This is a genomic window from Klebsiella grimontii (assembly GCF_900200035.1).
GTDB lineage: Bacteria > Pseudomonadota > Gammaproteobacteria > Enterobacterales > Enterobacteriaceae > Klebsiella > Klebsiella grimontii.
In genome coordinates this window covers 142,854-166,649 of record NZ_FZTC01000020.1, presented here as the reverse complement: position 1 = coordinate 166,649, position 23,796 = coordinate 142,854, and the positions used below count along the sequence as shown (strand labels likewise).

At 55.7% G+C, this 23,796-nt stretch carries 22 protein-coding genes and 2 pseudogenes; 11 read left to right on the top strand and 13 right to left on the bottom strand.

Annotated elements, in window-relative coordinates; all coding sequences use genetic code 11:
* Positions 1-11 precede the first annotated feature (11 nt).
* From KOSB73_RS19490 to KOSB73_RS19470, 6 genes are all read right to left on the bottom strand, one after another.
* Positions 12-2,342 carry a fimbria/pilus outer membrane usher protein gene (locus KOSB73_RS19490; protein WP_098140854.1) on the bottom strand — a complete coding sequence of 777 codons (2,331 nt, stop codon included), beginning with the start codon at positions 2,340-2,342 and terminating at the stop codon, positions 12-14.
* Positions 2,343-2,344: 2 nt separating this feature from the next.
* Positions 2,345-3,109 carry a fimbrial biogenesis chaperone gene (locus tag KOSB73_RS19485; RefSeq protein ID WP_004134823.1) on the bottom strand — a complete coding sequence of 255 codons (765 nt, stop codon included), beginning with the start codon at positions 3,107-3,109 and terminating at the stop codon, positions 2,345-2,347.
* An 18-nt stretch (positions 3,110-3,127) separates the two neighbouring features.
* Positions 3,128-3,646: a Csu type fimbrial protein gene (locus KOSB73_RS19480; RefSeq protein ID WP_049099811.1), complete on the bottom strand. Its 519-nt coding sequence runs from the start codon at positions 3,644-3,646 to the stop codon at positions 3,128-3,130.
* Between the two features lie 22 nt (positions 3,647-3,668).
* Positions 3,669-4,220, bottom strand: a complete 552-nt coding sequence (locus tag KOSB73_RS19475; RefSeq protein WP_049089569.1) for a Csu type fimbrial protein — start codon at positions 4,218-4,220, stop codon at positions 3,669-3,671.
* Positions 4,221-4,798: 578 nt separating this feature from the next.
* The gene (locus KOSB73_RS30890; protein WP_004134828.1) at positions 4,799-4,942 is read right to left on the bottom strand and encodes an Ecr family regulatory small membrane protein; all 144 of its coding nucleotides are present in this window, start codon (positions 4,940-4,942) and stop codon (positions 4,799-4,801) included.
* 111 nt (positions 4,943-5,053) lie between these two features.
* Positions 5,054-5,998 carry a VirK/YbjX family protein gene (locus KOSB73_RS19470; protein WP_064410975.1) on the bottom strand — a complete coding sequence of 315 codons (945 nt, stop codon included), beginning with the start codon at positions 5,996-5,998 and terminating at the stop codon, positions 5,054-5,056.
* A 165-nt stretch (positions 5,999-6,163) separates the two neighbouring features.
* On the opposite strand from KOSB73_RS19470, the gene pphA reads away from it, so the two are divergent.
* Entirely contained in the window at positions 6,164-6,817 is a 654-nt protein-coding gene (gene pphA, locus KOSB73_RS19465) for a protein-serine/threonine phosphatase (RefSeq protein WP_004134833.1), read from the top strand.
* On the opposite strand, the gene KOSB73_RS19460 is transcribed toward pphA, so the two are convergent.
* The 5 genes from KOSB73_RS19460 to yebS form a co-directional block, all read right to left on the bottom strand.
* On the bottom strand, positions 6,814-7,005 hold the full coding sequence (locus KOSB73_RS19460) for a YdfD/YebW family protein (RefSeq protein WP_004134836.1): 192 nt from the start codon (positions 7,003-7,005) through the stop codon (positions 6,814-6,816). The genes pphA and KOSB73_RS19460 overlap by 4 nt on opposite strands.
* Before the next feature lie 97 nt (positions 7,006-7,102).
* A complete protein-coding gene (locus KOSB73_RS19455) occupies positions 7,103-7,342 on the bottom strand; it encodes a YebV family protein (RefSeq protein ID WP_004103329.1) in 240 nt (79 codons plus the stop codon).
* Between the two features lie 115 nt (positions 7,343-7,457).
* Positions 7,458-8,891 carry a 16S rRNA (cytosine(1407)-C(5))-methyltransferase RsmF gene (rsmF, locus tag KOSB73_RS19450; protein WP_098140886.1) on the bottom strand — a complete coding sequence of 478 codons (1,434 nt, stop codon included), beginning with the start codon at positions 8,889-8,891 and terminating at the stop codon, positions 7,458-7,460.
* Between the two features lie 78 nt (positions 8,892-8,969).
* On the bottom strand, positions 8,970-11,603 hold the full coding sequence (locus KOSB73_RS19445; RefSeq protein WP_004122010.1) for a PqiB family protein: 2,634 nt from the start codon (positions 11,601-11,603) through the stop codon (positions 8,970-8,972).
* A complete protein-coding gene (yebS, locus tag KOSB73_RS19440) occupies positions 11,572-12,855 on the bottom strand; it encodes a membrane integrity lipid transport subunit YebS (protein ID WP_049099796.1) in 1,284 nt (427 codons plus the stop codon). The genes KOSB73_RS19445 and yebS overlap by 32 nt, the downstream gene beginning before the upstream one ends.
* A gap of 132 nt (positions 12,856-12,987) precedes the next feature.
* Here yebS and KOSB73_RS19435 point away from each other — a divergent pair.
* The 4 genes and pseudogenes from KOSB73_RS19435 to htpX all read left to right on the top strand — a co-directional run bounded on the left by KOSB73_RS19435 (position 12,988) and on the right by htpX (position 17,452).
* A pseudogene (locus KOSB73_RS19435) lies at positions 12,988-13,501 on the top strand (GAF domain-containing protein).
* 81 nt (positions 13,502-13,582) lie between these two features.
* The gene (gene proQ, locus KOSB73_RS19430) at positions 13,583-14,266 is read left to right on the top strand and encodes an RNA chaperone ProQ (RefSeq protein WP_004122005.1); all 684 of its coding nucleotides are present in this window, start codon (positions 13,583-13,585) and stop codon (positions 14,264-14,266) included.
* Positions 14,267-14,285: 19 nt separating this feature from the next.
* Positions 14,286-16,334 carry a carboxy terminal-processing peptidase gene (gene prc / locus KOSB73_RS19425; protein WP_024359858.1) on the top strand — a complete coding sequence of 683 codons (2,049 nt, stop codon included), beginning with the start codon at positions 14,286-14,288 and terminating at the stop codon, positions 16,332-16,334.
* Between the two features lie 236 nt (positions 16,335-16,570).
* The gene (htpX, locus tag KOSB73_RS19420; protein WP_004122003.1) at positions 16,571-17,452 is read left to right on the top strand and encodes a protease HtpX; all 882 of its coding nucleotides are present in this window, start codon (positions 16,571-16,573) and stop codon (positions 17,450-17,452) included.
* 74 nt (positions 17,453-17,526) lie between these two features.
* Here htpX and KOSB73_RS19415 read toward each other — a convergent pair whose 3' ends face one another.
* A complete protein-coding gene (locus tag KOSB73_RS19415; protein ID WP_049085615.1) occupies positions 17,527-18,900 on the bottom strand; it encodes an MFS transporter in 1,374 nt (457 codons plus the stop codon).
* 177 nt (positions 18,901-19,077) lie between these two features.
* Here KOSB73_RS19415 and kdgR point away from each other — a divergent pair, with 177 nt between their 5' ends.
* Positions 19,078-19,869 (top strand): DNA-binding transcriptional regulator KdgR, encoded by a 792-nt coding sequence (gene kdgR, locus KOSB73_RS19410; RefSeq protein ID WP_004134849.1) that lies wholly within the window; start codon positions 19,078-19,080, stop codon positions 19,867-19,869.
* A gap of 43 nt (positions 19,870-19,912) precedes the next feature.
* Here kdgR and KOSB73_RS19405 read toward each other — a convergent pair whose 3' ends face one another.
* Entirely contained in the window at positions 19,913-20,152 is a 240-nt protein-coding gene (locus KOSB73_RS19405; protein WP_004122000.1) for a YobH family protein, read from the bottom strand.
* Between the two features lie 159 nt (positions 20,153-20,311).
* On the opposite strand from KOSB73_RS19405, the gene mgrB reads away from it, so the two are divergent.
* The 5 genes and pseudogenes from mgrB to ftsI all read left to right on the top strand — a co-directional run bounded on the left by mgrB (position 20,312) and on the right by ftsI (position 23,740).
* Positions 20,312-20,455 (top strand): PhoP/PhoQ regulatory lipoprotein MgrB, encoded by a 144-nt coding sequence (mgrB, locus tag KOSB73_RS19400; protein WP_004134851.1) that lies wholly within the window; start codon positions 20,312-20,314, stop codon positions 20,453-20,455.
* Positions 20,456-20,529: 74 nt separating this feature from the next.
* Entirely contained in the window at positions 20,530-20,820 is a 291-nt protein-coding gene (locus tag KOSB73_RS19395; protein ID WP_004134855.1) for a YebO family protein, read from the top strand.
* A gap of 616 nt (positions 20,821-21,436) precedes the next feature.
* Positions 21,437-21,582: pseudogene (locus tag KOSB73_RS19385) on the top strand (DUF2627 domain-containing protein).
* Positions 21,583-21,594: 12 nt separating this feature from the next.
* Entirely contained in the window at positions 21,595-21,804 is a 210-nt protein-coding gene (cspE, locus tag KOSB73_RS19380) for a transcription antiterminator/RNA stability regulator CspE (protein WP_001062678.1), read from the top strand.
* Between the two features lie 190 nt (positions 21,805-21,994).
* On the top strand, positions 21,995-23,740 hold the full coding sequence (ftsI, locus tag KOSB73_RS19375; protein ID WP_049089561.1) for a peptidoglycan glycosyltransferase FtsI: 1,746 nt from the start codon (positions 21,995-21,997) through the stop codon (positions 23,738-23,740).
* The last annotated feature ends 56 nt before the right edge of the window (positions 23,741-23,796 follow it).

The following is a 23,796-nucleotide window of genomic DNA, read 5'->3' as shown; positions in this document are numbered from 1 at the left end:
GATCTCCACTGTTATGGATGACAGCTAACCGGACCTATCCGTTGCGGAACCGGCGTTGTTTCCGGGAGCGCAAAGCGCACGCGGCATGGAAACTCCCCGGCGTTGACTATGACTTCATTGTCGCGCGTGAGATGCGAGAACCAGGCGACGCCGTCGTAGCCCACCAGACCGCGCTGTTTGCTGTTCACTTCCTCGACGGGCGTACCGACCGGTAGCGGCTGTCCCTGAGCATCGACGAAGACAATGGTTGCCGAACGCACGCGGTTAACCGGGAATTCAACCAGCGCGCCGCTGCCTTCACGCACGGCGATGCGCTTCTCCACCGTCAGCGCTTCGGTGTCCGTTGGCAATGGCAGCGTATCGAGGGTGATTTTTCCCGGATACCACGCCGTCGCCCATGGGATCAGCAAATGGCCGTTTTTATCCGTCACGCCGACTTTGCGGTTTTCATAGTTCACCGCAATATTCGGGTAGTTACCGGTGGAGACAACGATAAACGCGTCGTTAATCTGCCGGGCGAAGAACAGACTGTTATCCATCAGCACCACCGATCCCGTGGCTTCAAACCAGCTGTGACGATCGTTGCGCGAGCCGTAGTAGCCTCCGCTCAACGTTGACACGCGGTTGATCCAGGTGAGATCCGCCTGGCTATAATTATCGCCGCCCACCGAATGGGCGAGGTTCCAGCCAAGCCCGCCTTCTGCCGGGGCGGAGCGGTTGAGGCTGATATTTTCGCCCCATTGACCGGAGCTGGCGCGCTGGCCGCTTAACTGCATAGAGCTTTGCGAATCGAAAGGGATGATGATCTGCAGCATGCTGGAGTAACTACCTTCTTGCAGATCGCGGTTTACGCTCAGGTTGAGGCTGCTGCTAAGCCACAGGCTACGGCTCCAGGAGAGGTTCAGCAGGCGGGTGCGCGAACGATCCTCTGCCTGGATATCAAAGTAGCCAATGCTAAAAGAACCGAGGGCGCTTCCCCACGGACTCAGGCTCAGCGTGGCCTGGTCTGACTGGCGGCTGAGCGTGGCGCTAGAGCCATAGGTGCTGAGGTTGTCGTAGCTGGCGCTGCGGCGGATATGCTGATAGTTCACTCCCCAGCTGTTGCCGTAGTAGGAGTAACCCGAGGTGAACTGGTTTCCGTCTCCTTCGCCGCGGCTGGCGCTGCCCGACAGGCTGAGGGTACCCAGATTTCCTACCCCAATATCGCCGCCTAGCCCGGCATTGGTTAATCCCTGACGGTCTTCGGTATGCGCCGAGAGCGTAAGCCAGTGGGTTAATCCATAGCGATAAATCGCGCTCACCGCGCCGGCGCCATAATCGGCATTCTTGATGCCGTAGTTGTTGCGCAGGGCGCCAAGGGTGAAATCAAAATCGCTCAGGCCTTCCCGCAGGAGGGTATTGGAGACATAAAAAGGAACGCTGGTGGAGACCTGGCGGCCAAGGGCGTCGGTGGTCACTACCGTCGCTTCGCCGGCGCCGCTGATCCACGGCACGTTGGTCAGCGTATAGGGGCCGCCATTAACCTGCGACGAGCTGGTTTTATAACCGTTAATAAACAGGTCGACGCTTGAAGGGACCGCCGCGCTGCCGGATAAGTTAAGCAGCGGATATGTCACCAGATCCGGGCGAACGCTGAAGTTGCGGCTTATGCGTAGCCCCCCCATGCGCACGGAACTGCTCCAGGTCAGGGCGTTACTGACCACGTCGCCGGCCTGGTAGCTTATCATCTGCTCGCTATCGCTGTATTTCCACAGGGTGTCGTAGCGCATATAGCCCTGCTGTTGATAGCCCGTTGCAGACCAGTTTTGCCGGATCGCGGCGTTATTGGAAAGGACGCCCGGCGGACCAAAAAGACGCGTTTCGGTGAAGGTGCTGGTGGTTTGCGTGCCGCCGGATGAAAAGAGGCTGTAAGCGTCGTAGTTAAATAAAATCCCCGGACTGCCGATCGCGGCCTGGTATTGTTGTCCCATGGTCTCCCCGATGCGCTGTTCGGGGAGCCACTGGTCCGGAACCTGAAGCTTAAGCACTTGCCCCGGCTGGTCGTATTCCACCTTAACCGAGGGGAGCGTCGTGACATCCACCAGCGCATCGTGGGTTTGCAGAGGAATATGCGCTTGCCTTAGAACGCTGGCCGCGACCCAGTAGTGACCAGCGTTGACCTTTACCGGAACGGCGTTGGCAAGGATATTGCCGTTGACCGATAAGCTGAGGTACAGCTCATACTCCTGCTTTTCGCCGTAGGATGCCGCAGGGGCGGGCAGTGAATCATAGGTCGCGGCGCAGGCCGTCACCGACGCCATCGCCAGCAGCCCTCCGGACGCCGTCCTTTTCAGGTCTCTCATTTTCAACGATTCGCCGGAATTTCCACCGCCTGACCGTTATCCGTTAATTTCGCGAACAGATGCATGCCTGATGGCACGGAAGACTTTCCGCCGCTCGGGAAACAGGCCTTTTTCTGCGCCAGAACGTAGCCGAGAAGGCCATTAGCCTGGGAAATTTGGCCTTTGCCGCTCGCGTTCGCCCAGTAAACCGTACTGAGCCTGGCGTGTTGACTGCCTCTATTCTCGATGCACAGCGTCTGGCGGTTATTTTGCTGCGCGAGCGACCAACGCAGCGTCGTCCTTACCGATTCGACTGAACCCGCGTTCTTTAGCGGCGCGAGGCCTTGCCCATAGGTAAACAGCGGCAGGACATAGCGCATGCGCATTTTCAGCCCTGCAGAGTTCTGTTCCGTCTGTGCTACCGGCTGCGCGGCTGGGATCTCATCGATAACAATGCGGTAGGACTGCTCTTTGCCGTTGGCGATGGGGGCGACGCGCATGAGCCGCACCAGCTGGCGCTGCCCCGGCGCTACCGTGGTAAAAGGGGGGCTGGCGACAACATCGCGCTGGTCGGCGTAGACGTCCGCTGACGCTTTTTGATCCCAGGCAAAAACGCGCAGCTGCAAATTAACCGGCGAACTGCCGCGATTCTCCAGCCACAGTTCAGAACCTTTCTCATGGCTTTCGATAGTTTGAAAGATCGGCCATACCAGGACGGAGCTTGCGGCCAGAACCGATGAGGGAAGAGATAAAGCGAATATAAACGGCGCAAATCTACAGCGAATCATAGTTAACCTGTGAATTATCTAATAGGTCAGCGTGACGGTGACCGTGTCGGTATAGGAGCCCACCGCCGGGAAGCCATTCGTGGCAAAAAGGCGGCCATAAACCGTGTAGGTTTGCGTGGTGCTCGGAAATGATGCGACGCTCAAGGCTTGCGTACTGTTGCCCCAAACGTTAGCGCGGTTGGCGTCCTGATAAAGCTGATACGCCAGGGTGTTGTTGTTGCCGTTCGACATGTAGCGCTGGCTGGCTGAGCCGCCGTTGACGCCATAGTCGAGGGCGATTGAAATAGCGGTGCCGGGCGTGCAGGTGACGATGATTGAGCCTGCGCCAGAGGTACTGGCGACATCAACGTTGCTGTATAGCGATGACAGAGTGCCAAAACTCAGGGTGCCGAAATCTGTTGTTTGGGAGCCGTCTCCGGCGCCAAGCGCGCAGCCTGCGGCGATCTGCGCGGAGACTTTAAACGTCTTCTGGACAACGGCGGCATGGGTGCCTGAGGTAAAAAGCAGAATTAATGTAAGCCACTCGGGTCGAAGCATGACGCCCATTTTCCTTATGCGATTACCAGGTTAACGTCGCGGTGACGATGTCGTCATACACATCGGCCGTCGGCGCATTGACGCTCTGGTCTTCGGGGCGGATGCGGGCAAAAACAGGAATAGCCTGAGGATTGCCGGTGCCAACGATAGGTATCGTGCCGCCGGGCAAAATTTCATTACTGCGGGCGGCATCTGAATAGAGCCGATAGGCAATCTGCTGGGTACCGCCGGCGTTTTTCATATAGCGCAGCGCTGCATCGCCAAACTGGCCGCCGTCAAGCGTCAGGGTCGAGTCGAGGTCCTCGGTGCAGGTCACGGTTAGCGCGCTTCCGCCGCCGCTGCCGGTGACTTCCGCATCAATGGAGTTGGCGAGATCGCCATAGGCGCCGAAATTAATGTTGCCCCAGCGGTTATTCTCGCCATTGCGGACGTTCGATACGCTGCATCCGCTGCCGAGCGTCACCTGGACGCCAATCTGGCCGCTTAAGGTTCCCGCTGCGAAAGCCGGTTGACTAATAACGATGGCGCTCAGTAAGCCGCCCAGCACACTGCGCGAGATGGTTTTGACGTTCATAGAGAACCTCTTAGTGGAAAGCCGCTGAAGAAAAACAACAATATAGTGATAGACGTTGGTCACCGGGTAACTGCCGCGGTTTTGTTGGTTAACGTATAACTACTCCTGCGGAATATGTGTAATTTTGTATTAATTGCTGATAATGTGTTTTTTATTAGTTTGTTATGCTGTGTTATTATTATTTGTATGGAATTGAATGCTTTATGTTAATTAATTGTTGGTGTTATGTTTTTTATTTGTGTTTTCAAGGGGGCGTAAAAATAAGGTGATTTTTTTTTAAATCACAATCTGGCGCAAACTTTGCAACAAAAAATCTGGACAAAAAGCCGGGCGTAGACACTGGGCGCCGTTCAGTGAGGGAGAGGAGAAAACACCTGCACGAAATCAGGCCCATAGTGCAGGTGAAATGTACGGGCCAACATCGGAAGAGACCCAGTATACACATTTGTATGACAAATGAAATAATAGACAAGAAACGGCGTTAACTTTTTTAGCGGTTATTTTTCTGAGCGCTTGACGGGTTATTGCCGGATGAAAGGAAGACCGTAACTTACGGGATAAAAATAATCGGTAAGAATTTATTCCGGCGCGACGAAGGAGGGATACAGCCATGTTTCCAGAAAGCTCACCAGGAACCATATTTGCCCGCTAAAAATAAACCACAAAGCAGCGGCCAAAATAATCAGCAGGATAGCCAGCAGGAGTATTTCAGTTTTGCTCATAACTTCACTAGCCGTCCGTAAGGAATACAACGAAGTTATGATAGTAACTAAAGCGCCGTAGAAGATGCAAACGCCGTCGTGCTAAACGGCGTTGATGAAACGGCTGGAGATCTAATCCATGAGTATCGCCATCTGAGCGGCCATATCATCCAGCAGTTGAAAGCGGCGACGATATTCAGCGCGCTTCTTGCTGGCGATGCTCTCAAGCGTCTTTCTTTCCAGCTGCAGCGGTAAGCGCCAGCGCCAGTCGCCGTCGGCGACGCCATCGATAGATTGCCAGAACTCATCGTAGCTGGCGTGAAAATGACGCCCTTTACTCAGCCGATAGCGCAGCGCGCGGAAGACGTGACCGTTATCGCTGACCCCGTAAATATGATGAACGTGGCAGCGCGCCGCCATCAACCAGATAAACTCCAGCAGCAGGCGTTTTGGGAACAGGCCGTAACAGGCGCGCGTCGCCCGCTTAATTACGTCATGCGGGATATTGCTGCGCGGCCCCTGCAGACCGCCGATGGTCAGCTGCCATTGCTCCTGCTGGCGGGTGACGCTAAAGGTCGCGCTGGCCAGCACGGTCTCATCGCTATCGCGCAGCCATAGCGTCGTCTCGCCCTCGCGTTCGGCTTTACCCGCCGAAGAGGCGGAGAGCGTAAACCGGCTGTCGTCTTTGCCCGTTAGCTCAAGCAGCGGCGTCTCTTTCGCGGCGGTCATGGCGCCCGCAAGGCGCGAGCCTCCCAGGGAATCGACGAACTGGTAGTGGCTGATAATGGCCTGCGCGCGCTGGCTGGCGTTTAATCCGCGGGTCAAATACTGGCGATGAACTTTGCCCGGCAGCGTCACCTGAGCGGCCAGCAGCTGATTGAAGTCCGCACGCGCCGCCAGGCTCTCCAGCATGCTGCGCGTTGGCGCATAAAATAATACCGTGCGCAGCAAAAACTTAAGCCGGTAATGGCGTTGTTGCCAGATGGGGGCAGGGGTTAGCCGACCCATCACCAGATCGGCAATAAGATTTGGGCGTCGTTCAACTACGCTGGCTGAATGCAGGCTGTTATCCGTCACGATGAATACCTCGGAGTTATTTAGCCTCTATTCTATGGATATATCTCGGGGAGCTTAATGCCTCGCCGGACTATATTTGCCTTTCGTTTAAAGTCGATTGAGGTGCCAATATTACGGGCGTTGAAGTGACGGATTTTTCCTATAATTATGCCAGGAGGACATAATATGTATCAGCGCATTAACGGTTCCGCCTGGCGTAATATCTGGCTGGTGGGCGACCTGCACGGCTGTTTCGCACGTCTGATGGCGGCCCTTCGCGAGCGCAGGTTTGACCCTTATCAGGACCTGCTTCTCTCGGTGGGCGATCTGATCGATCGTGGGCCACAAAGCGCGCAATGCCTGGATTTACTGCGCTATCGCTGGGTTTGCGCGGTGCGTGGAAACCATGAGCAGATGGCGCTGGAGGCGCTTGCGGGCGGCGACATGCGGCTCTGGGAGATGAACGGAGGCGGCTGGTATACGCAATCCCCGCAGAACCAGAGGCGGCGCCTTGCGGAGCTTATCGCCTCCTGCCGCGACCTACCGCTGATTATCGAACTCCACAGCGGTGGGCAGGTGCACGTGATTGCCCATGCTGATTACCCCGCCGCGGTATATCGCTGGCAGCGCGCCGTCGATGAGCATCAGGTGTTGTGGCGTCGGCAGCGGCTTACCGACCATTTCGCCGGGCGACACGGCGCGATTGCCGGCGCCGATCATTTCTGGTTCGGCCATACGCCGCTCCAACGGCGCTACGACAGCGATAACCAGCATTATATCGATACAGGGGCCGTATTTGGTGGAGAGCTAACCCTGGTGGCGCTACAGCTGGCGGGCTAAAAATCGCTGTATTCTCGGGCGGGGAGCCAGAAACTGTCGATAAAATCTTCTACCGGAAAGCAGCCACCGTGGCGTATCCGCTGATCGTCCATGGCGGTTATGCACTGCCGCTCGTTATCGTAAACATCAACAACGATATCTTCACAGCCGCCGTCCAGGTAACAAATAAACAGTACTAAGGCAAACATCCTGGCCTCATATCCTGAAAAACATATTGTTAAGTGTAGGAGATGTCGGAAAAGCGGGGAAATAAATAACCCGTCTCAGGCGACGGGTTCATTTGAATCAGGCGAGGCGCATGATCCAGGCATCGGACTGGCGATCGTAGTGCTTACGGTAGAGGACGGAATGTTCACCATCAAGTATGGCGGGCACGCTGGTGTCCGCGTCCCATGCATCAAGCTGCATGCATAAATCCGGATCGGATTTGCAGGGAATGCTTAACGTTCGCTCTCCCTGCTGTTCGCCGTGCAGTTCGGCGTCGTCTATTTCAAACGCGCCGATACGTACGCTGGTTTTACTCATAAATTCACCCCGTTTGTCTGCTAATTTGTGGTACGACCAGTTGAGGCCGACATTTTTCAGCGTAGACAAACGGGCGTAAAGCGCCAGTGAAAAAGTGCTGTTTTTCGAGGCGCCATCACGCTTTTTTGCTAAAAAGCTTACCGTCGCGCACCAGTTCGCGGGGATAGCTGTTTTTTAAACGCGACCCGACTTTTTTCGCCAGCCCGAGCGGCGCGCCCTGATAGGTGACAATCGCATCATCCTTCTCCGGGAGCGTTTCCGGATAGACGTCGCGACCGCGGTACCACTCTTCCGCTTCGGCCTGAGTTAGCGCAAAGGGCGCGGCCGGCGCGGCAAGCGCAATCACCGCTTCGTGCTGCCAGCGGTAGCCTTTGTTGTGGGTTTCGGCGAGCCGGATCCCGATGCGGGAAAAGCGCACTTTACCGAACAGCGCTTCGAGCGCCTGCGGGAAGAGCCAGATCTCTTTATCACGCTGCCAGAGCGTATGCTCGGCGCTCCACTGCAGACCGACCGCGGCGGCGGCGGCAATAACGGCGGCGGATTCGCGGGTTTTAAGCGGCGTGAAGGGGAATTTCCCGACTTTATAGCCCGGCGCCGGGAGCGGCTCGATGGCGGCGGTTTTGCGTAAGCGGGCGACGAAGAACCCTTCGCAGTCAAAAATCTGCGGAAAGACGTGCAGGAAACCCTCGTCGGTCAGCGCTTCGCTGGCCTGGGGGAACAGCGAGCCGAGCGGCAGAACTTGCACCGCCTGCGGATAGCGCGCTAGCAGCCCGTTGACCACCTCTTCGTTTTCTTGCCGGTTCAGGGTGCAGGTGGAGTAAACCAGCGTCCCGCCGGGGCGAAGGGCGTGAAACGCGCTGTCGATAAGTTCACGCTGGGTTAGCGCGATCTCCGCGTTGCTTTCCGGTGACCAGTTTTTCAGCGCATCGGGGTCTTTACGTACTACCCCTTCGCCGGAGCAGGGGGCGTCGAGCAGGATCGCGTCAAAGCATTCCGGCAGCGCGGCGCCGAATACCCGACCATCGAAATGGGTCAGCGCCACGTTGCTAATTCCGCAGCGGCTGATATTGGCGTGCAGGACTTTAACCCGGCTGGCGGAATACTCATTGGCCAGAATGCCGCCTTCATTGCCCATGCGCGCGGCGATTTGCGTGGTTTTAGAGCCCGGCGCGGCGGCGACATCCATCACCCGCTGCGGCGTTTCACCATCGGCAAACAGCGCGGCGACCGGCAGCATGGAGCTGGCTTCCTGGATATAAAACAGCCCGCTAAGATGCTCGGCCGTGCTGCCCAGCGGCAGGTCGTCTTCGTCTTCACGCTCGATCCAGAAACCCTCTTCGCACCACGGAACCGGCGTGAGCTGCCAGCGATAGGGGGCTACCAGCTGCAAAAAATCAGCCACCGTGATTTTCAGCGTATTGACGCGAATGCTCCGCCGCAGCTGGCGCTGGCAGGCGGCGATAAAGTCGTCAAAAGAGAGATGCGTCGGCATGGCCGCACGCATTTGAGCGAGGAATTCTTCAGGAAGATAGACAGCGTTTTGAGCCACGGGGAGCGCACCACAAGGAAAAAAGGGGGCGTAGTTTACCATAAAGGCTCCGGCGGCGGACACCGGAGCCTGTTATGCTTAGCGCGGCAGGGCGGTGCCCCATTCGCGCCACTCTTTCGGTTCGCTCTCCAGCAGCAGGAAGTGTTTGCCATCCTGCGCTTTCGGCGCCAGCGGCGTACCCGGAGGCGTGGCAAACGCGATACCGCCGCGAATGAACTGATTAAAGGTACCGGTTTTCACCACCCCGCCAATCAGGCCAAAGTCGAGGCTATAGCCGGAAGCCAGCCAGAACACCGAGTTGTTGCGCACCAGATACTGATAACGCTTGCTGATTCGCAGCTGTACCATCACGCGATCCGACATCGAACCGAGCATCAGGCCGGTCACCGTGCCCACTTCGAGCCCGCGGAACAGTACCGGCGTGCCGATACCCAGCGAACCCGCTTCCGGTACTTCGACGATAATGCTCAGGCCGTCGATATAGCGTGAATCACTGATCGTGGTTTCCTGAATTTCGAAATCACGACGCGGTGAACCGCGGCCAGGCTCGACGTTGATATAGGCCTGGAAAAGGGTATCCAGATGTTCAACGCCCGCCGCGGAAATCTGCGGCGTAATCACCGAGAAACGCGTTCCGGCGCGGGCAAAGGTGTTGACGTATTCCGGGTAGAGCACCGCTTTCGCCTGCACTTCGTTTTTCGCGGTAATTAAATTCAGCGACTGGATCTGACCAATATCGATCCCCAGATAGCGAATCGGCATCCCTTCGGCGATTTTACCGGCGTCGAAGGCGTGCAGGGTTATCTGCCCACCCACCGCGCGAGCGGCGGTTTCCGACGCATACAGCACCCGTTTGTTATCGATCCGCGCGCTGGCGCTGGCGCCGCTGAGGTTATCAAAGCTAATCGCGCCCTTCAGCGCGCGGGAGAGCGGGGAAGCCTGCACCGTCAGACCGCTGCCGTTAAGCTGCACTTTGGCGCCGCCTTCGGCCCAGAACACGCTGTTGCTGGTCAGCAGATGGCGATACTCCGGCTTGATATGGATATTGATCTCAAAGGCGTTTTTGCGCGGCTGAACGGTAATGATCTCCCCGACCGCAAATTTACGGTACAGCACCACGGAGCCGGCCTGCACGTCCGGCAGCGTCTCGGCTGAGAGCGTAAGCGTGGTGGTTGGCAGATCGCTCATGCTGTTTTCCAGCGCCTTTTCCTGGTTTGCATACAGCGGATAGCGGCTTTGCATCGCCCCCTTGTCGCCCGGAATAATGCGGATCCCGCCGTTGACCCATTCGCTGGCGCTGGCGCCGAGGAACTGCACGCCGTCAATGCCGACTTTGACGTCAATCCGGCTGTTGACCACGAATTTGCTATCGCCGCGAACCAGTGAACGGTACTCCGGCATAATCGCCACCTGGAAAGTGACGCCATCGGCGTTCAGCTTGCGCTCCAGAACCTGACCAATCTGTACGCCGTGCAGAATGAGCGGCTGCCCGGCGTCGATACCGTAGCTCTCCGGCGCGGTGAGCGTGACGGTCGCGACATCCGGTTCTTCCAGAATGGATTTATCGGCAGGCAGTACCGCAAACTGGTTGCGCGGCTCACCTTCACCGGGGACCAGTTCAAAGGTAGTGCCGGTCAGCAGGGCGCTGACGCTGGGGTTATCCAGAGAGATTTTCGGCTTCTTCATCTGAATCAGCGTCTTCTCGCGCAGCAGGCTGACGACGCTCGGATCGACGGTCATTTCGCCGGTCACTTTCCCGTCGGAATTGAGATTCATCTTGCTGAGCTGGCCAACCTCGAGACCCTGGTACATCAGCGGCGTAGAGCCGGCTTTTAAGCCCGCGCCGTCGGGAAGATCCAGTTTGACCACCACCCCACGCTGGCTGTGCGCCAGGTCTTCATATAAATGATAATCCGTGTTCTGCTGAGCCTGCGCAGAGTCATCGGGGGAATCAAAGGCGATGGCGCCGTTCACCAGCGCCGAGAGGCTATCCAGCTGGACCTTCGCGCCGCTCAGGCTGACATCCGCTTTCACGCCGGAGACGTTCCAGAAACGGCTCTCTTTTTTCACCAGGTTCGTGAAACGGCGCTCGATCAGTACGTCAATCGTGACGCCCTGATTGTTCGGGTTAATAGCGTAGTCATACACCCGGCCGACCGGAATTTTGCGGAAATAGACTAGCGAGCCGCTGGTTAACGAGCCCAAATCCGCTGACTTGAGATGAATCATCAGCTCGCCGTTATTGATGTGATACTTCGGCTGGGTGTCGAGAGCGACAAAGTGATCCTCAGGCTCGCCCTGACCGGGCATCATGCCGATATAGTTGCCGCCAACCAGCGCATCGAGGCCCGACACGCCGGCAAGAGAAGCTTTCGGCGTCACCAGCCAGAACTGCGTCTCCTTGCGCAGCGCATCTTTCATATCGCCTTTGACGCTGGCTGAAACCTCAATTTTACTCAGATCTTTACTCAGCGAGATATTCTCGACCGTACCGACTTCTACCCCCTGATAGCGGATAGGCGTGCGCCCAGGAACGATACCGTTGGCCGACTGGAAGTCGATAACGATCGTCGTACCGCGATCCTGATAGCTGGTCCATATCAGCCAACCGGCAATCAGTAGCGCAATGACCGGCAGCAGCCAGAAGGGCGAAATGCGGCGTTTAGTTTTAATTTTGGCTTCAGTCGGCGAAGCGGGCGTTTCCTGACTCATGTGCGTCCCAAAGTAAGCGGCTGTCCAGCCATTCAACAGCAAGGATAGTTAATATTACCGCGGCGCCAAAATAGACCGCGGCGGGCCCCATCGTAAACGCGAGGAGCTGATCGCGGTTGATCAGCGACATGGTTAATGCGATGACAAAAAGATCCAACATAGACCAGCGGCCGATCCAGGTAATCAGCCGCAGCAGCAGGATGCGGGTACGTAACCCCTGTTCACACTTGAATTGTATGCTGACCAGCAGGGTAAACAATACAATAACTTTGGTGAATGGGACCAGAATACTGGCGATGAACACCACTCCGGCGATGGCCACGTTGCTGCTGGCCAGCGACATAATGCCGGAAAGAATGGTGTCGTCCTGGCGCGCGCCGTTGACGTAGATAATCGAGATCGGCAGCAGGTTGGCAGGCAGCAGGAAAACCATCGACGCGATCAGCGCGGCCCAGCTCTTTTGCAGGCTTTGGCGGCGCCTGTGGCGCAGGGGCGTGTGACAGCGGCGGCAGCGCCCGCGGGAATCACGATGTCCGGTATAATGACAGCCGAGACAAACCTGGAGATTATTGTCCGGCCGCAGCGCCGGGCGCTGGGGATAAAAACGCTCCCACAGCTCCTCAACGTTCATATGAATAAGCGTCAGGATGCTGAGCAGGGTGAGCGCGATATAGGCGATAAGCCCGATGCCGGGCTGCAGAAAGGCGTAATCTTGTACTTTGATTGAGGCGACGCCGATACCGACCAGGTAAATATCCAGCATCACCCACTCTTTGAGCCGCTCCAGCATCAGCAGTATCGGGCGCAGATTCATGCCCAGCACGTTACCCAGCCACAGGTAGGCGATTGAGACGACCAGCAGCACCGGCGCGACGACCGCGCAAAACAGCACCATCGCCGCCGTGAGCGGATCGCCCTGGCCGGTCATTTGCCAGATGCCCTGAAGGACGTTAGCGTCGATGCGCACGCCTAAGAGATGTAAGCGCAGAAGCGGTTCGCTCCAGGCAAAAGGCATCAGCAGCAGCATCGCGATCGCCATGCTGCCCAGCCGGGTAAGCGACCAGTCGCGGCCATCGCGCACTTTGGCGTTGCAGCGAGGACACCAGGCGCTTTGATTCTTTTTGAGGACCGGTAAACGAAACAGCAGATCGCACTGCGGGCAGCGCTGATAGTGAGCGTGCGCAACAGGCGCGCTGACCGAGTAGACGATCATTTTTTTTGCTGGCGTAATCCTGGGTGTTTTTAGTGGCATTTATAGCTTACAGAAATGAGTGTATCTCTCTATCTTAACTCAGGAATGAATTCATCTTGAGCATGAATGCATTTAAAGCTTATTTTATTAGGCTGTAAGTGTAAGGTAGTAAGACAACTAAGCGAATAAATAATGAACAAACAAGAATTCTACGCGGATCTGAACCGCGATTTTCAGGCGTTAATGGCAGGCGAAACCAGTTTTCTGGCCATGATTTCAAATACCAGCGCGCTGCTGTTCGAGCGGCTGGCTGAAGTGAACTGGGCCGGTTTTTATCTCCTGGAAGGCGATACGCTGGTCCTTGGCCCGTTCCAGGGCAAGCTGGCCTGCGTGCGGATTCCGGTAGGGCGCGGCGTATGCGGCGCTGCCGTTGCGCAGAATCGCGTGCAGCGGGTAGAAGACGTTCACGCGTTTGATGGTCACATCGCCTGCGATGCCGCCAGTAATTCGGAAATTGTCTTCCCGTTACGGGTGAACGATCGGACTATCGGCGTGCTGGATATCGATAGCACGGCCCATTCCCGCTTCACCGCTGAAGATGAGCAGGGGCTGGCAGAACTGGTCGCGCATCTGGAAAAACTCATTTCTGCGACTGATTATCAAAAAATATTCACCCGCGTCGCAGGATAATCAACGGATAACGTAGCATTTACCGATGACGTCATTATAATGACGCCTGTTCATGCCTGCGGCTTGTTGGCTACGTCCGTTGTAATCAGGAAATTTCATGGAAAATCAACCTAAGTTGAATAGCAGTAAAGAAGTCATTGCGTTTCTGGCCGAACGCTTCCCTCAGTGTTTTAGCGCTGAAGGCGAAGCTCGTCCCCTGAAAGTCGGTATTTTTCAGGATCTCGTTGAGCGCGTTGGCGGAGAGATGAATCTCAGCAAAACCCAACTTCGCGCTGCACTGCGTCTTTATACTTCGAGCTGGCGTTACCTGTACGGCGTTAAGCCTGGCGCAGTCCGCGTTGACCTCGACGGCAACCCGTGCGGCGAACTGGAAGAGCAGCATGTCGCTCACGCCCGCCAGCAGCTTGAAGAAGCAAAAGCCCGCGTCCAGGCGCAGCGTGAAGCGCAGCAAGCGAAAAAACGCGAAGCCGCCGCCGCCGCTGGCCAGCCGGAAGAGGGGGCTCGTCGCGAGCGTAAACCTCGTCCTCAGGCTCAGGCGCGTCGTAAAGAAGGCGCTGAGCAGCGTAAACCGCGCCCGGCACCAGCAGCTAAAGCGCCGCGCGAAGAGCGTCATACCCCTGTATCAGATGTGTCTGTATTGACCGTTGGCCAGGCACTGAAGGTGAAAGCAGGTAATAATGCAATGGACGCCACCGTCCTGGAAATCACCAAAGATGGCGTTCGTGTACAGCTGACTTCTGGTATGTCAATGATTGTACGCGCAGAACACCTGGTGTTCTGAAACGGAGGCCGGGCCAGGCATGAACAAATTCTTTAAGCTCACCGCGTTGGCGGGCCTGCTGGTAATCGCAGGCCAGTCGTTCGCCGTGGACGATATAACCCGGATTGATCAAATCCCCGTGCTGAAAGAAGAGCCGCAGCACGCAACGGTGAGCGAGCGCGTGACATCGCGCTTTACCCGTTCCCACTACCGTCAGTTCGATCTCGACAATGCCTTTTCGGCAAAAATTTTCGATCGTTATCTGAACCTGCTGGATTACAGCCATAACGTGCTGTTGGCCAGCGACGTGGCGCAGTTTGCCGCGAAAAAGAATCAAATCGGCGATGAGCTGCGCAGCGGGAAGCTGGACGTTTTTTACGACCTGTATAACCTGGCGCAGAAACGTCGTTTCGAGCGTTATCAATATGCATTGAAAGTGCTGGAACGTCCGATGGACTTTGCCGGCAATGATAACTTTAACCTTGACCGCAGCAAGTCGCCCTGGCCGAAAGATGAAGCCGAGCTGAATGCGCTGTGGGATGCCAAGGTGAAGTTCGATCAGCTCAGCCTGAAGCTGGCGGGCAAAGATGATAAAGAGATTCGCGAAACCTTAACCCGCCGCTACAAGTTTGCCATTCGCCGTCTGGCGCAAACCAACAGCGAAGATGTTTTCTCACTGGCGATGACCGCCTTTGCGCGTGAAATCGACCCGCATACCAACTATCTCTCACCGCGCAATACCGAGCAGTTCAATACCGAAATGAGCCTGTCTCTCGAAGGTATCGGCGCGGTATTGCAGATGGATGACGACTACACGGTGATCAATTCGCTGGTGGCAGGCGGTCCTGCGGCGAAGAGTAAAGCCATCAGCGTGGGTGACCGTATCGTTGGCGTCGGCCAGCCGGGTAAAGGCATGGTTGATGTGATCGGCTGGCGTCTTGATGACGTGGTCGCGTTAATCAAAGGTCCAAAGGGCAGCAAGGTTCGCCTGGAGATCCTGCCTGCGGGTAAAGGCGCGAAAACGCGGATTGTTACCCTCACGCGCGAACGCATCCGTCTTGAAGACCGCGCGGTTAAAATGACCGTCAAAACCGTCGGCAAAGAAAAAGTTGGCGTGCTGGATATCCCTGGTTTCTATGTTGGCCTGACGGATGACGTGAAGGTTCAGCTGCAGAAGCTGGAGAAACAGAACGTCAGCAGCATCGTTATCGACCTGCGCAGCAACGGCGGCGGAGCGCTGACCGAAGCGGTTTCGCTTTCTGGTCTGTTTATTCCATCCGGTCCGGTTGTTCAGGTGCGCGATAACAACGGTAAAGTGCGCGAAGACAGCGACACCGACGGCGTGGTGTACTACAAAGGCCCGCTGGTGGTGCTGGTCGACCGTTTCAGCGCCTCGGCTTCTGAAATTTTCGCCGCCGCGATGCAGGACTACGGTCGCGCGCTGATCGTCGGGGAGCCGACCTTTGGCAAGGGGACCGTCCAGCAGTACCGTTCGCTGAACCGGATCTACGACCAGATGCTGCGTCCTGACTGGCCGGCGCTGGGCTCCGTACAGTACACCATTCAGAAATTCTATCGCATCAACGGCGGTAGTACTCAGCGTAAGGGTGTGACGCCGGACATCATGATGCCGACCGGAACGGAAGAGCGTGAAACCGGTGAGCAGTATGAAGATAACGCGCTACCGTGGGACAGCGTCAATGCGGCAACCTACGTGAAATACGGTGACCTGACGCCGTTTGGGCCGGAGCTGCTCAAACGTCACGATGCGCGTATCGCTAAAGATCCTGAATTCCAGTACATCATGAAGGACATTGCTCGCTATAACGCGATGAAAGACAAACGCAACATCGTCTCCCTGAACTACGCGCAGCGTGAAAAGGAGAACGAAGAAGATGATGCGATTCGTCTGGCCCGCGTTAACGATCGCCTGAAACGCGAAGGCAAGCCGTTACTGAAGAAGTTGGAAGATCTGCCGAAGGATTACCAGGAGCCCGATCCGTATCTTGATGAAACGGTTCACATTGCGCTCGACCTGGCCCATGAGGAAAAGGATCGGCCCGCGGTAGAGCCCCCGGCCAGTAAATAAATCCCCAACGGGCACAATAATTTGTGCCCGTTTTCTTTTCCGTCCTTGCCAACTCTGACGGCCTGAATTCAACAAAATGTCAACGCTTTTGCCCAGCGTCAGCAATATGCTACAAAATGTAAAGTTGTGTCTTTCTCGTGACTTAGCGGGGCCTGATGGTTGAAAATTGGCGTCCTACCCATACCATGTGGGTAATCGCATAGTGCGTTTTGTTAAATCGAGGTTAAAAGAAAATTATGATGCGAATCGCGCTTTTCCTGCTGACCAACCTGGCAGTGATGGTGGTGTTCGGGCTGGTGCTAAGCCTGACGGGAATTCAGTCAAGCAGCATGACCGGGCTGCTGATCATGGCGCTGTTGTTTGGTTTCGGCGGTTCAATCGTTTCGCTGCTGATGTCGAAATGGATGGCGCTGAAATCGGTGGGTGGGGAAGTCATTGAGCAGCCGCGTAATGAAACCGAGCGCTGGCTAATGAATACCGTCGCGCAGCAGGCGCGGCAGGCGGGCATTGGTATGCCGCAGGTGGCTATCTACCATGCGCCGGATATTAACGCCTTTGCGACCGGCGCGCGCCGCGACGCGTCGCTGGTGGCCGTCAGCACCGGGCTGCTGCAGAACATGAGCCGTGATGAAGCGGAAGCGGTCATTGCGCATGAGATTAGCCACATTGCCAACGGTGACATGGTTACCATGACGTTGATTCAGGGGGTGGTGAACACCTTCGTTATCTTTATCTCGCGCGTTATCGCGCAGATTGCGGCGGGCTTTCTCGGCGGCAACCGGGATGAAGGTGAAAACAGCAACGGCAACCCGCTGATCTATTTTGCGGTCGCTACGGTGCTGGAGCTGGTATTTGGTATTCTGGCGAGCATCATCACCATGTGGTTCTCCCGCTACCGCGAGTTCCATGCCGACGCCGGTTCAGCAAAACTGGTCGGGCGTGAGAAAATGATCGCCGCGCTGCAGCGCCTGAAAACCAGCTATGAGCCGCAGGAAGCCAGCAGCATGATGGCGTTCTGCATTAACGGTAAAGCGAAATCCATGAGCGAGCTGTTTATGACTCACCCGCCTCTGGATAAGCGTATTGAAGCCCTGCGCAGCGGCGAATATCTGAAGTAACGCTCTGTTCCCGGCTGTAATAAAACAAAAATCCGCAACCTTCGGGCTGCGGATTTTTTTATGTCGATTAAGGGCTACAGCCTGGCGCGCGGCTGCGTGACGCGCAGCCCGCTGACGGCCGCGGCGACAACGGCAAGGATCCCGGCCAGCATAAGAGCGGTGTGGGTTCCGCTATTTCCTGACAGATTAAACAGCAGCGCCACCAGCGCGGCGCCGGTACTCTGCCCAAGCAGGCGCGCGGTCCCCAGCATGCCGCTTGCGCCGCCGCTACGATGAGCCGGCGCTGAAGAGACGATGGTGTGATTGTTGGGCGACTGGAACAGACCAAAGCCCGCGCCGCAGAGCGCCATGCGCCAGATAATATCCAGATCCGTGGGGGCGGAGGGCAGTAAAGCCAGGCCGAACAGGCCGCAGGCCATGACGAGAAGGCCAATCGCGCCCAGCAGCCCGGCGTGAACTTTCTCAATCAAATAGCCTGCCAGCGGCGCCATCACCATGGTGGCCAGCGGCCACGGCGTCAGCAGCAGACCGGTTTCCACCTCGCTGCGTCCCATCATTGACTGCAGGAAGAACGGCAGTGAAACCATGGCCAGCATCTGGGCGCAGAAGGAGCATATCGAGGTACAAATTGACAGAGAGAATAGCGGGATACGCAGCAGGTCAATCGGCAGCAGGGGGACTGGCATCCTGAGCTGACGGCGGACAAAAAAGAATCCGACGACCAGCATGGCAACGATCTCCGCCGCAACCAGTTCGCCGGACTGGCCCTGGGCGAAACCGCCGAGCGCGGTAATCAGTAAACCAAAGGTGAGGGCATTCATGATCGCGCTCGGCAGGTCGAAGCGGGTGACCTTGCTGCGGCCCGCGTTGGCGGGCAGATAGCGAATCGCGAGGAGCAGGGAAATAATGCCCAGCGGAACGTTAATCAAAAACAGCCATTGCCATGAAGCCATCGAGAGAATCGCGGCGGCGATGGTCGGTCCCGCCGCGGAGGAGACCGCCACCACGAAAGAGTTGATCCCCATTCCGCGGCCGAGAAAACGCTGGGGATAAATCAGGCGAATAAGGGCGGTGTTAACGCTCATCAGCGCCGCGCCGCCGAGGCCCTGCGCCACGCGCGCCAGGGTCAGCATTTCCAGGCTTGTGGAGAGGGCGCAGGCCAGCGACGTGAAGGTAAAAAGCGCCAGGCCGATTTTATAAATACGCCGATAGCCGACCATATCGCCGAGGAAAGAGAGCGGCAGCAGCGCGATAACAATGGCGATTTGGTAGGCATTCACTATCCAGATAGAGGATGCCGGGGACGCGTTTAAATCGCTGGCGATGGTCGGCAGGGCGACGTTGGCGATCGCGCCATCCAGCACCGCCATCGACAGGCCTAATACAATGGTCAGAATGGCACCGTAACGCTGCGGTAAAGGCAGCCCATCGGAGAGTTTTTTATCCATGTGAGGTCTGTATCTTATCGGGGACTATTAACTGGGTAATAATTTTAGCATTGATTATTCAGCGGCATGTCGCAGATTTGTAACGAATAGGCAGAAGAACGATTGCGGCTCGCGGGATGCGAATTTATAATAAAAACCGGTTCTAATTTTTATAAAACAGTTGCGATGAGGTGATAAATGGCAGTTGCAGATTTGGATAAACAGCCAGATTCTGTCTCTTCGGTATTGAAGGTTTTTGGCATCCTGCAGGCGCTTGGCGAAGAGCGTGAAATTGGCATTACCGAACTGTCCCAGCGCGTCATGATGTCAAAAAGCACCGTTTATCGCTTTTTGCAGACCATGAAATCGCTGGGGTACGTGGCTCAGGAAGGCGAATCCGAGAAATATTCTCTGACCCTGAAACTCTTTGAACTTGGCGCGCGGGCTTTGCAGAACGTTGATTTGGTACGTAGCGCTGATATTCAGATGCGCGAGCTTTCACGCCTGACGAAAGAGACCGTCCACCTGGGCGCCCTGGATGAAGACAGCATCGTTTACATCCACAAAATCGACTCAATGTACAATTTGCGCATGTACTCGCGCATTGGGCGTCGTAACCCGCTGTACAGCACCGCGATCGGTAAAGTGCTGCTGGCCTGGCGCGATCGTTCCGAGGTTGAGCAGATTCTGGAAGGCGTGGAGTACAAACGCAGCACCGATCGGACCATCACCAGCACCGAAGAGCTGCTGGCGGTTCTGGATAAGGTCCGCGAGCAGGGATATGGCGAAGATAACGAAGAGCAGGAAGAAGGGCTGCGCTGCATCGGGGTGCCGGTTTTCGACCGCTTCGGCGTGGTTATCGCCGGTCTGAGTATCTCTTTCCCGACGCTGCGTTTCTCGGAAGAGCGCCTGAACGAGTATGTCGCGATGCTGCATACGGCGGCGCGTAAAATTTCCGAACAGATGGGCTATAACGATTATCCGTTCTGATTTGCGCGTGAATCGGGCTACAGAATCTGTAGCCCACTCGCGGCTAGCCGTTATCAACCACCGTGGCGCTTTTACGCAGAATAGGGCAATCGGTGATGCCGATAATACCGCTGCTGGAATGAACATACTGTGCGGTACTGATGCCGCGAGCCGTGAGATATTTACACTGCAATCCCAGCCCCCCGGCGTTCTCACTGCTGCCCATTAATACGCCGTAACCGCTTAATAACACGCCAATCCACAAGATAGCCAGCACCACAATGGTACGAATGATCAATCGCATTGTTGCCTCATTATTTGTATTATCCTTGCGTCCATTCTGGCATGAACACCAGTTGAAACAAGTCTATGATTCCTAAACTTGCCTTTCGTATTACAGTTAGCCGCGGTTTAAGAAGGTCATGTTATCCTGGCGACATCTGATACTGATGCGGAGTGTGGAGTGAAAAAATTACGGTGGGTTTTGCTGACAGTCATCATTGCAGGTTGCTTACTGCTATGGACTCAGATGCTTAACGTAATGTGCGATCAGGATGTACAGTTCTTCAGCGGCATCTGCACTATCAATAAATTTATTCCCTGGTAAGACATTTTTAATATGATTGATTTTCTTCTGCTGCGCGGGTGGTAGAATGAGCGCCTTCTCTTTGAGGTGGTGAAATGAGTGAGTTACTAAATCCTGGGATTGTAAGCCTGGCATCCGTGGCGCTTTCTGTTGTGCTGCTGCTTGTCGGCCTGTTGTTATGGTTTTTTGTTAATCGTGCCAGTTCGCGCGCCAATGAGCAGATAGCGCTGCTGCAGGCGCTGCTGGATCAGCAAAAGCGGCAAAACGCGCTGCTGCGCCGTCTCTGTGAGGCCAATGCGCCTGAGAAGGAGATCGCCGCTGAACCTTCAGTAGCCGAAAAGGGAAAAGGCGACGACGATTTCATCCGTCTTGTTGCAGAGCGCTGATCCGACCGACAGGTGCGCACGTTTGCGGTGTGCGCCTGTATCTCACCCGGTTGTATAACTTATTCTTATCTATAAAACCTCTTCAGCTTTTTTCGCGCGCACGGGCCAGCGGAAGCGGCTTTCCCACTCGGCCTTATATTGCTTTGTTTAATTAATCAAATAAAAGAATAGTCGGACTTCGCTGTCATCAGCTCTTCATTATTGTCGTGGAATATTAGTATAGACAATATTTTAAGCTCTTCAATTTACGCGTTTCGATATTATGAAATGACTGCGTTAAAGCAATTTTTCATCTATCGTTATGAGCTTTTATATGCATCTTTATGCAGTGACTTTTGTCTCCCCCTAAAATTGGCGGTTTCACTGCAGCCGGGGACGGGGGCTCTGAAGTCGTTGAGCTACGACGGATAAGTGGCCGCAAGAGAGGATATCCCGGGGGCGCAAGCAGGACGCGATAAGGATAAGTCAGAGCGAGCAAAGTCGCATAAATGTGCAGGCGATCAAATGATTCCCTTATAATCTGTGCGAGCGATCGAGACCCGTCTAAAAATGGCTTGCCATTATTTACGTAGTATGTGATAACACGTTTCGGGTTAAACGAGGTACAGTTCTGTTTATGTGTGGCATTTTCAGTAAAGAAGTCCTGAGTAAACACGTTGTCGTTGAATACCGCTTCTCTGCCGAACCTTATATTAGTGCCTCATGCAGTCATGTGTCAGTTTTATCTATGTAAGCGCCCCACGGGCGAAGAAAACAGTCTAAGGAATTTTGCAAATGGCAAAGATTAAAGGTCAAGTTAAGTGGTTCAACGAGTCTAAAGGTTTTGGCTTCATTACTCCGGCTGATGGCAGCAAAGATGTGTTTGTACACTTCTCCGCTATCCAGGGTAACGGTTTCAAAACTCTGGCTGAAGGCCAGAACGTTGAGTTCGAAATTCAGGACGGCCAGAAAGGTCCAGCTGCAGTTAACGTAACTGCTATCTGATTTAAGACCACTGAATCTTGTAAGAAAGCCTCGCAACTGCGGGGCTTTTTAGCATTTATTGCAAAACATGTCCATTTACCACCCTCCGTTGCGCTTTGTTGCAAATCAACATCGTTATTAGCACTGTTTAGCAACCTGTTTTGTCTATTTCTGTTAAATCAGATGCTTGCAAAATAATGATGGAGCTAAGGTGCAAAAGAACAAACTTAAGTCAGCCGCCAACTTTACCCCGCTAAGGTTTGGGTTGTTGTGCGTGGCGATTCTTTGCTGTATGGGACTGCTGTTGGTCCGGGTCGGCTGGCTACAAATTGTCTCCCCTGACAATCTGGTTAAACAAGAGGACATGCGATCCCTGCGCGAGGAGCCTATTGATGTGCAGCGCGGCATGATTAGCGACCGCGAGGGCCGACCGCTGGCGGTCAGCGTGCCGGTGAGCGCCGTCTGGGTCGATCCGCAAACCACGCTCGAAAAGGGGGGCGTCGGCTACGGTCCGCGCTGGCAGGCAATGGCGCAAGCTTTACATCTCAACCTTAGCGAGCTGGCCCATCGCGTCGAAGCGCATCCTCACGCGCGGTTTCTCTACCTGGCGCGCCAGATCAATCCGGAGCAGGCGGAGTGGATTGATAAGCTTCACCTGCCGGGGATCAATCTGCGCGATGAGTCGCGCCGCTTTTATCCGGCGGGGCACGTTGCCGCTAATCTGCTGGGTTTTACCAATATTGATAACCAGGGTATCGAAGGCGTAGAGAAAAGCTTTAACGCCCAGTTGACCGGTCAGCCCGGTCGTCGTCTGGTGCGTAAAGACCGGCACGGCAACGTCATCGAAAATATCACCGAAGTCCCGGCGGTTCCGGCCCACAATTTGCAGCTCAGTATCGATGAACGTCTGCAAACGGTGACCGAGGACGCGCTGGATAACGCCGTGCGCTGGAACAAAGCGGATTCAGGGGCGGCGGTGTTAATTAAAATCGATACCGGGGAGATTCTGTCGATGGCCAGCTACCCGGACTTCAACCCGAACAATCGCGATGATGCGAAGCTGGATGATTTTCGCAATCGCGCCATCAGCGATACTTTCGAGCCGGGGTCGACGGTTAAACCGCTGGTGCTGATGACCGCGCTCCAGCAGGGCATTGTTCAGCCAGATAGCGTGGTGGATACTCATCCGTTTGTCCTCGATGGTCATCGTATTCGCGACGTGGGTTACTATCCTGAACTCTCCCTCACCGGTATTCTGCAAAAATCCAGCGATACCGGGGTTTCGCATTTGTCGCTGGCGATGCCGATTCAGCATCTTATCGATACCTATAAAGCGTTCGGTTTTGGCGACTCTACCGGCCTGGGATTGACCGGCGAGAGCGCCGGGCTGATGCCGCAGCGCCGCTATTGGGGGCAGCTGGACCGGGCGACATTCGCCTTCGGCTACGGTCTGATGGTCACGCCGCTCCAGCTGGCGCACGTGTATGCCACTATCGGCAGCTACGGTATTGAGCGTCCGCTATCGATAACCCGTATTGATCCGCCGGTGATGGGTACCCGGGTGATGCCGGAGCGAATCGTGCATGAAGTCGAACATATGATGGAGAGCGTCGCTTTACCGGGCGGCGGCGGGACCAAAGCGGCGGTACGCGACTATCGGGTAGCGGTAAAAACCGGTACCGCCAAAAAAATCGGGCCGGATGGTAAATATATCGATAAGTACGTTGCCTATACCGCCGGCGTTGCGCCCGCCAGTAACCCGAAATTCGCGCTGGTGGTCGTGATGAACGATCCCAGCAACGGTTCGTATTACGGCGGGGCGGTTTCGGCGCCGGTATTCAGCCAGATTATGGGGGATGTGCTGCGCCTGGAGAACGTTATGCCCGATGGGATGCCGCAGGGGGCGGAAAACCTTATCGTGATGCATCGCGACGGAGCCCCGTCGCCTGCGCTGTAACGGTGGCCTGGAGGGGCGAATAGCGCTACACTTTCGCCCTTTCAGCACACCGGAGT

Coding starts and splice junctions, on each gene's coding strand:
- KOSB73_RS19460 (WP_004134836.1), bottom strand. CDS start 7,005: ATGTTTGCCTTAGTACTGTTTATTTGTTACCTGGACGGCGGCTGTGAA.
- pphA (WP_004134833.1), top strand. CDS start 6,164: ATGTATCAGCGCATTAACGGTTCCGCCTGGCGTAATATCTGGCTGGTG.
- KOSB73_RS19475 (WP_049089569.1), bottom strand. CDS start 4,220: ATGAACGTCAAAACCATCTCGCGCAGTGTGCTGGGCGGCTTACTGAGC.
- KOSB73_RS19480 (WP_049099811.1), bottom strand. CDS start 3,646: ATGCTTCGACCCGAGTGGCTTACATTAATTCTGCTTTTTACCTCAGGC.
- KOSB73_RS19455 (WP_004103329.1), bottom strand. CDS start 7,342: ATGAGTAAAACCAGCGTACGTATCGGCGCGTTTGAAATAGACGACGCC.
- cspE (WP_001062678.1), top strand. CDS start 21,595: ATGGCAAAGATTAAAGGTCAAGTTAAGTGGTTCAACGAGTCTAAAGGT.
- KOSB73_RS19445 (WP_004122010.1), bottom strand. CDS start 11,603: ATGAGTCAGGAAACGCCCGCTTCGCCGACTGAAGCCAAAATTAAAACT.
- KOSB73_RS19485 (WP_004134823.1), bottom strand. CDS start 3,109: ATGATTCGCTGTAGATTTGCGCCGTTTATATTCGCTTTATCTCTTCCC.
- yebS (WP_049099796.1), bottom strand. CDS start 12,855: ATGCCACTAAAAACACCCAGGATTACGCCAGCAAAAAAAATGATCGTC.
- kdgR (WP_004134849.1), top strand. CDS start 19,078: ATGGCAGTTGCAGATTTGGATAAACAGCCAGATTCTGTCTCTTCGGTA.
- KOSB73_RS19415 (WP_049085615.1), bottom strand. CDS start 18,900: ATGGATAAAAAACTCTCCGATGGGCTGCCTTTACCGCAGCGTTACGGT.
- proQ (WP_004122005.1), top strand. CDS start 13,583: ATGGAAAATCAACCTAAGTTGAATAGCAGTAAAGAAGTCATTGCGTTT.
- KOSB73_RS19405 (WP_004122000.1), bottom strand. CDS start 20,152: ATGCGATTGATCATTCGTACCATTGTGGTGCTGGCTATCTTGTGGATT.
- htpX (WP_004122003.1), top strand. CDS start 16,571: ATGATGCGAATCGCGCTTTTCCTGCTGACCAACCTGGCAGTGATGGTG.
- KOSB73_RS19395 (WP_004134855.1), top strand. CDS start 20,530: ATGAGTGAGTTACTAAATCCTGGGATTGTAAGCCTGGCATCCGTGGCG.
- prc (WP_024359858.1), top strand. CDS start 14,286: ATGAACAAATTCTTTAAGCTCACCGCGTTGGCGGGCCTGCTGGTAATC.
- KOSB73_RS30890 (WP_004134828.1), bottom strand. CDS start 4,942: ATGAGCAAAACTGAAATACTCCTGCTGGCTATCCTGCTGATTATTTTG.
- KOSB73_RS19490 (WP_098140854.1), bottom strand. CDS start 2,342: ATGAGAGACCTGAAAAGGACGGCGTCCGGAGGGCTGCTGGCGATGGCG.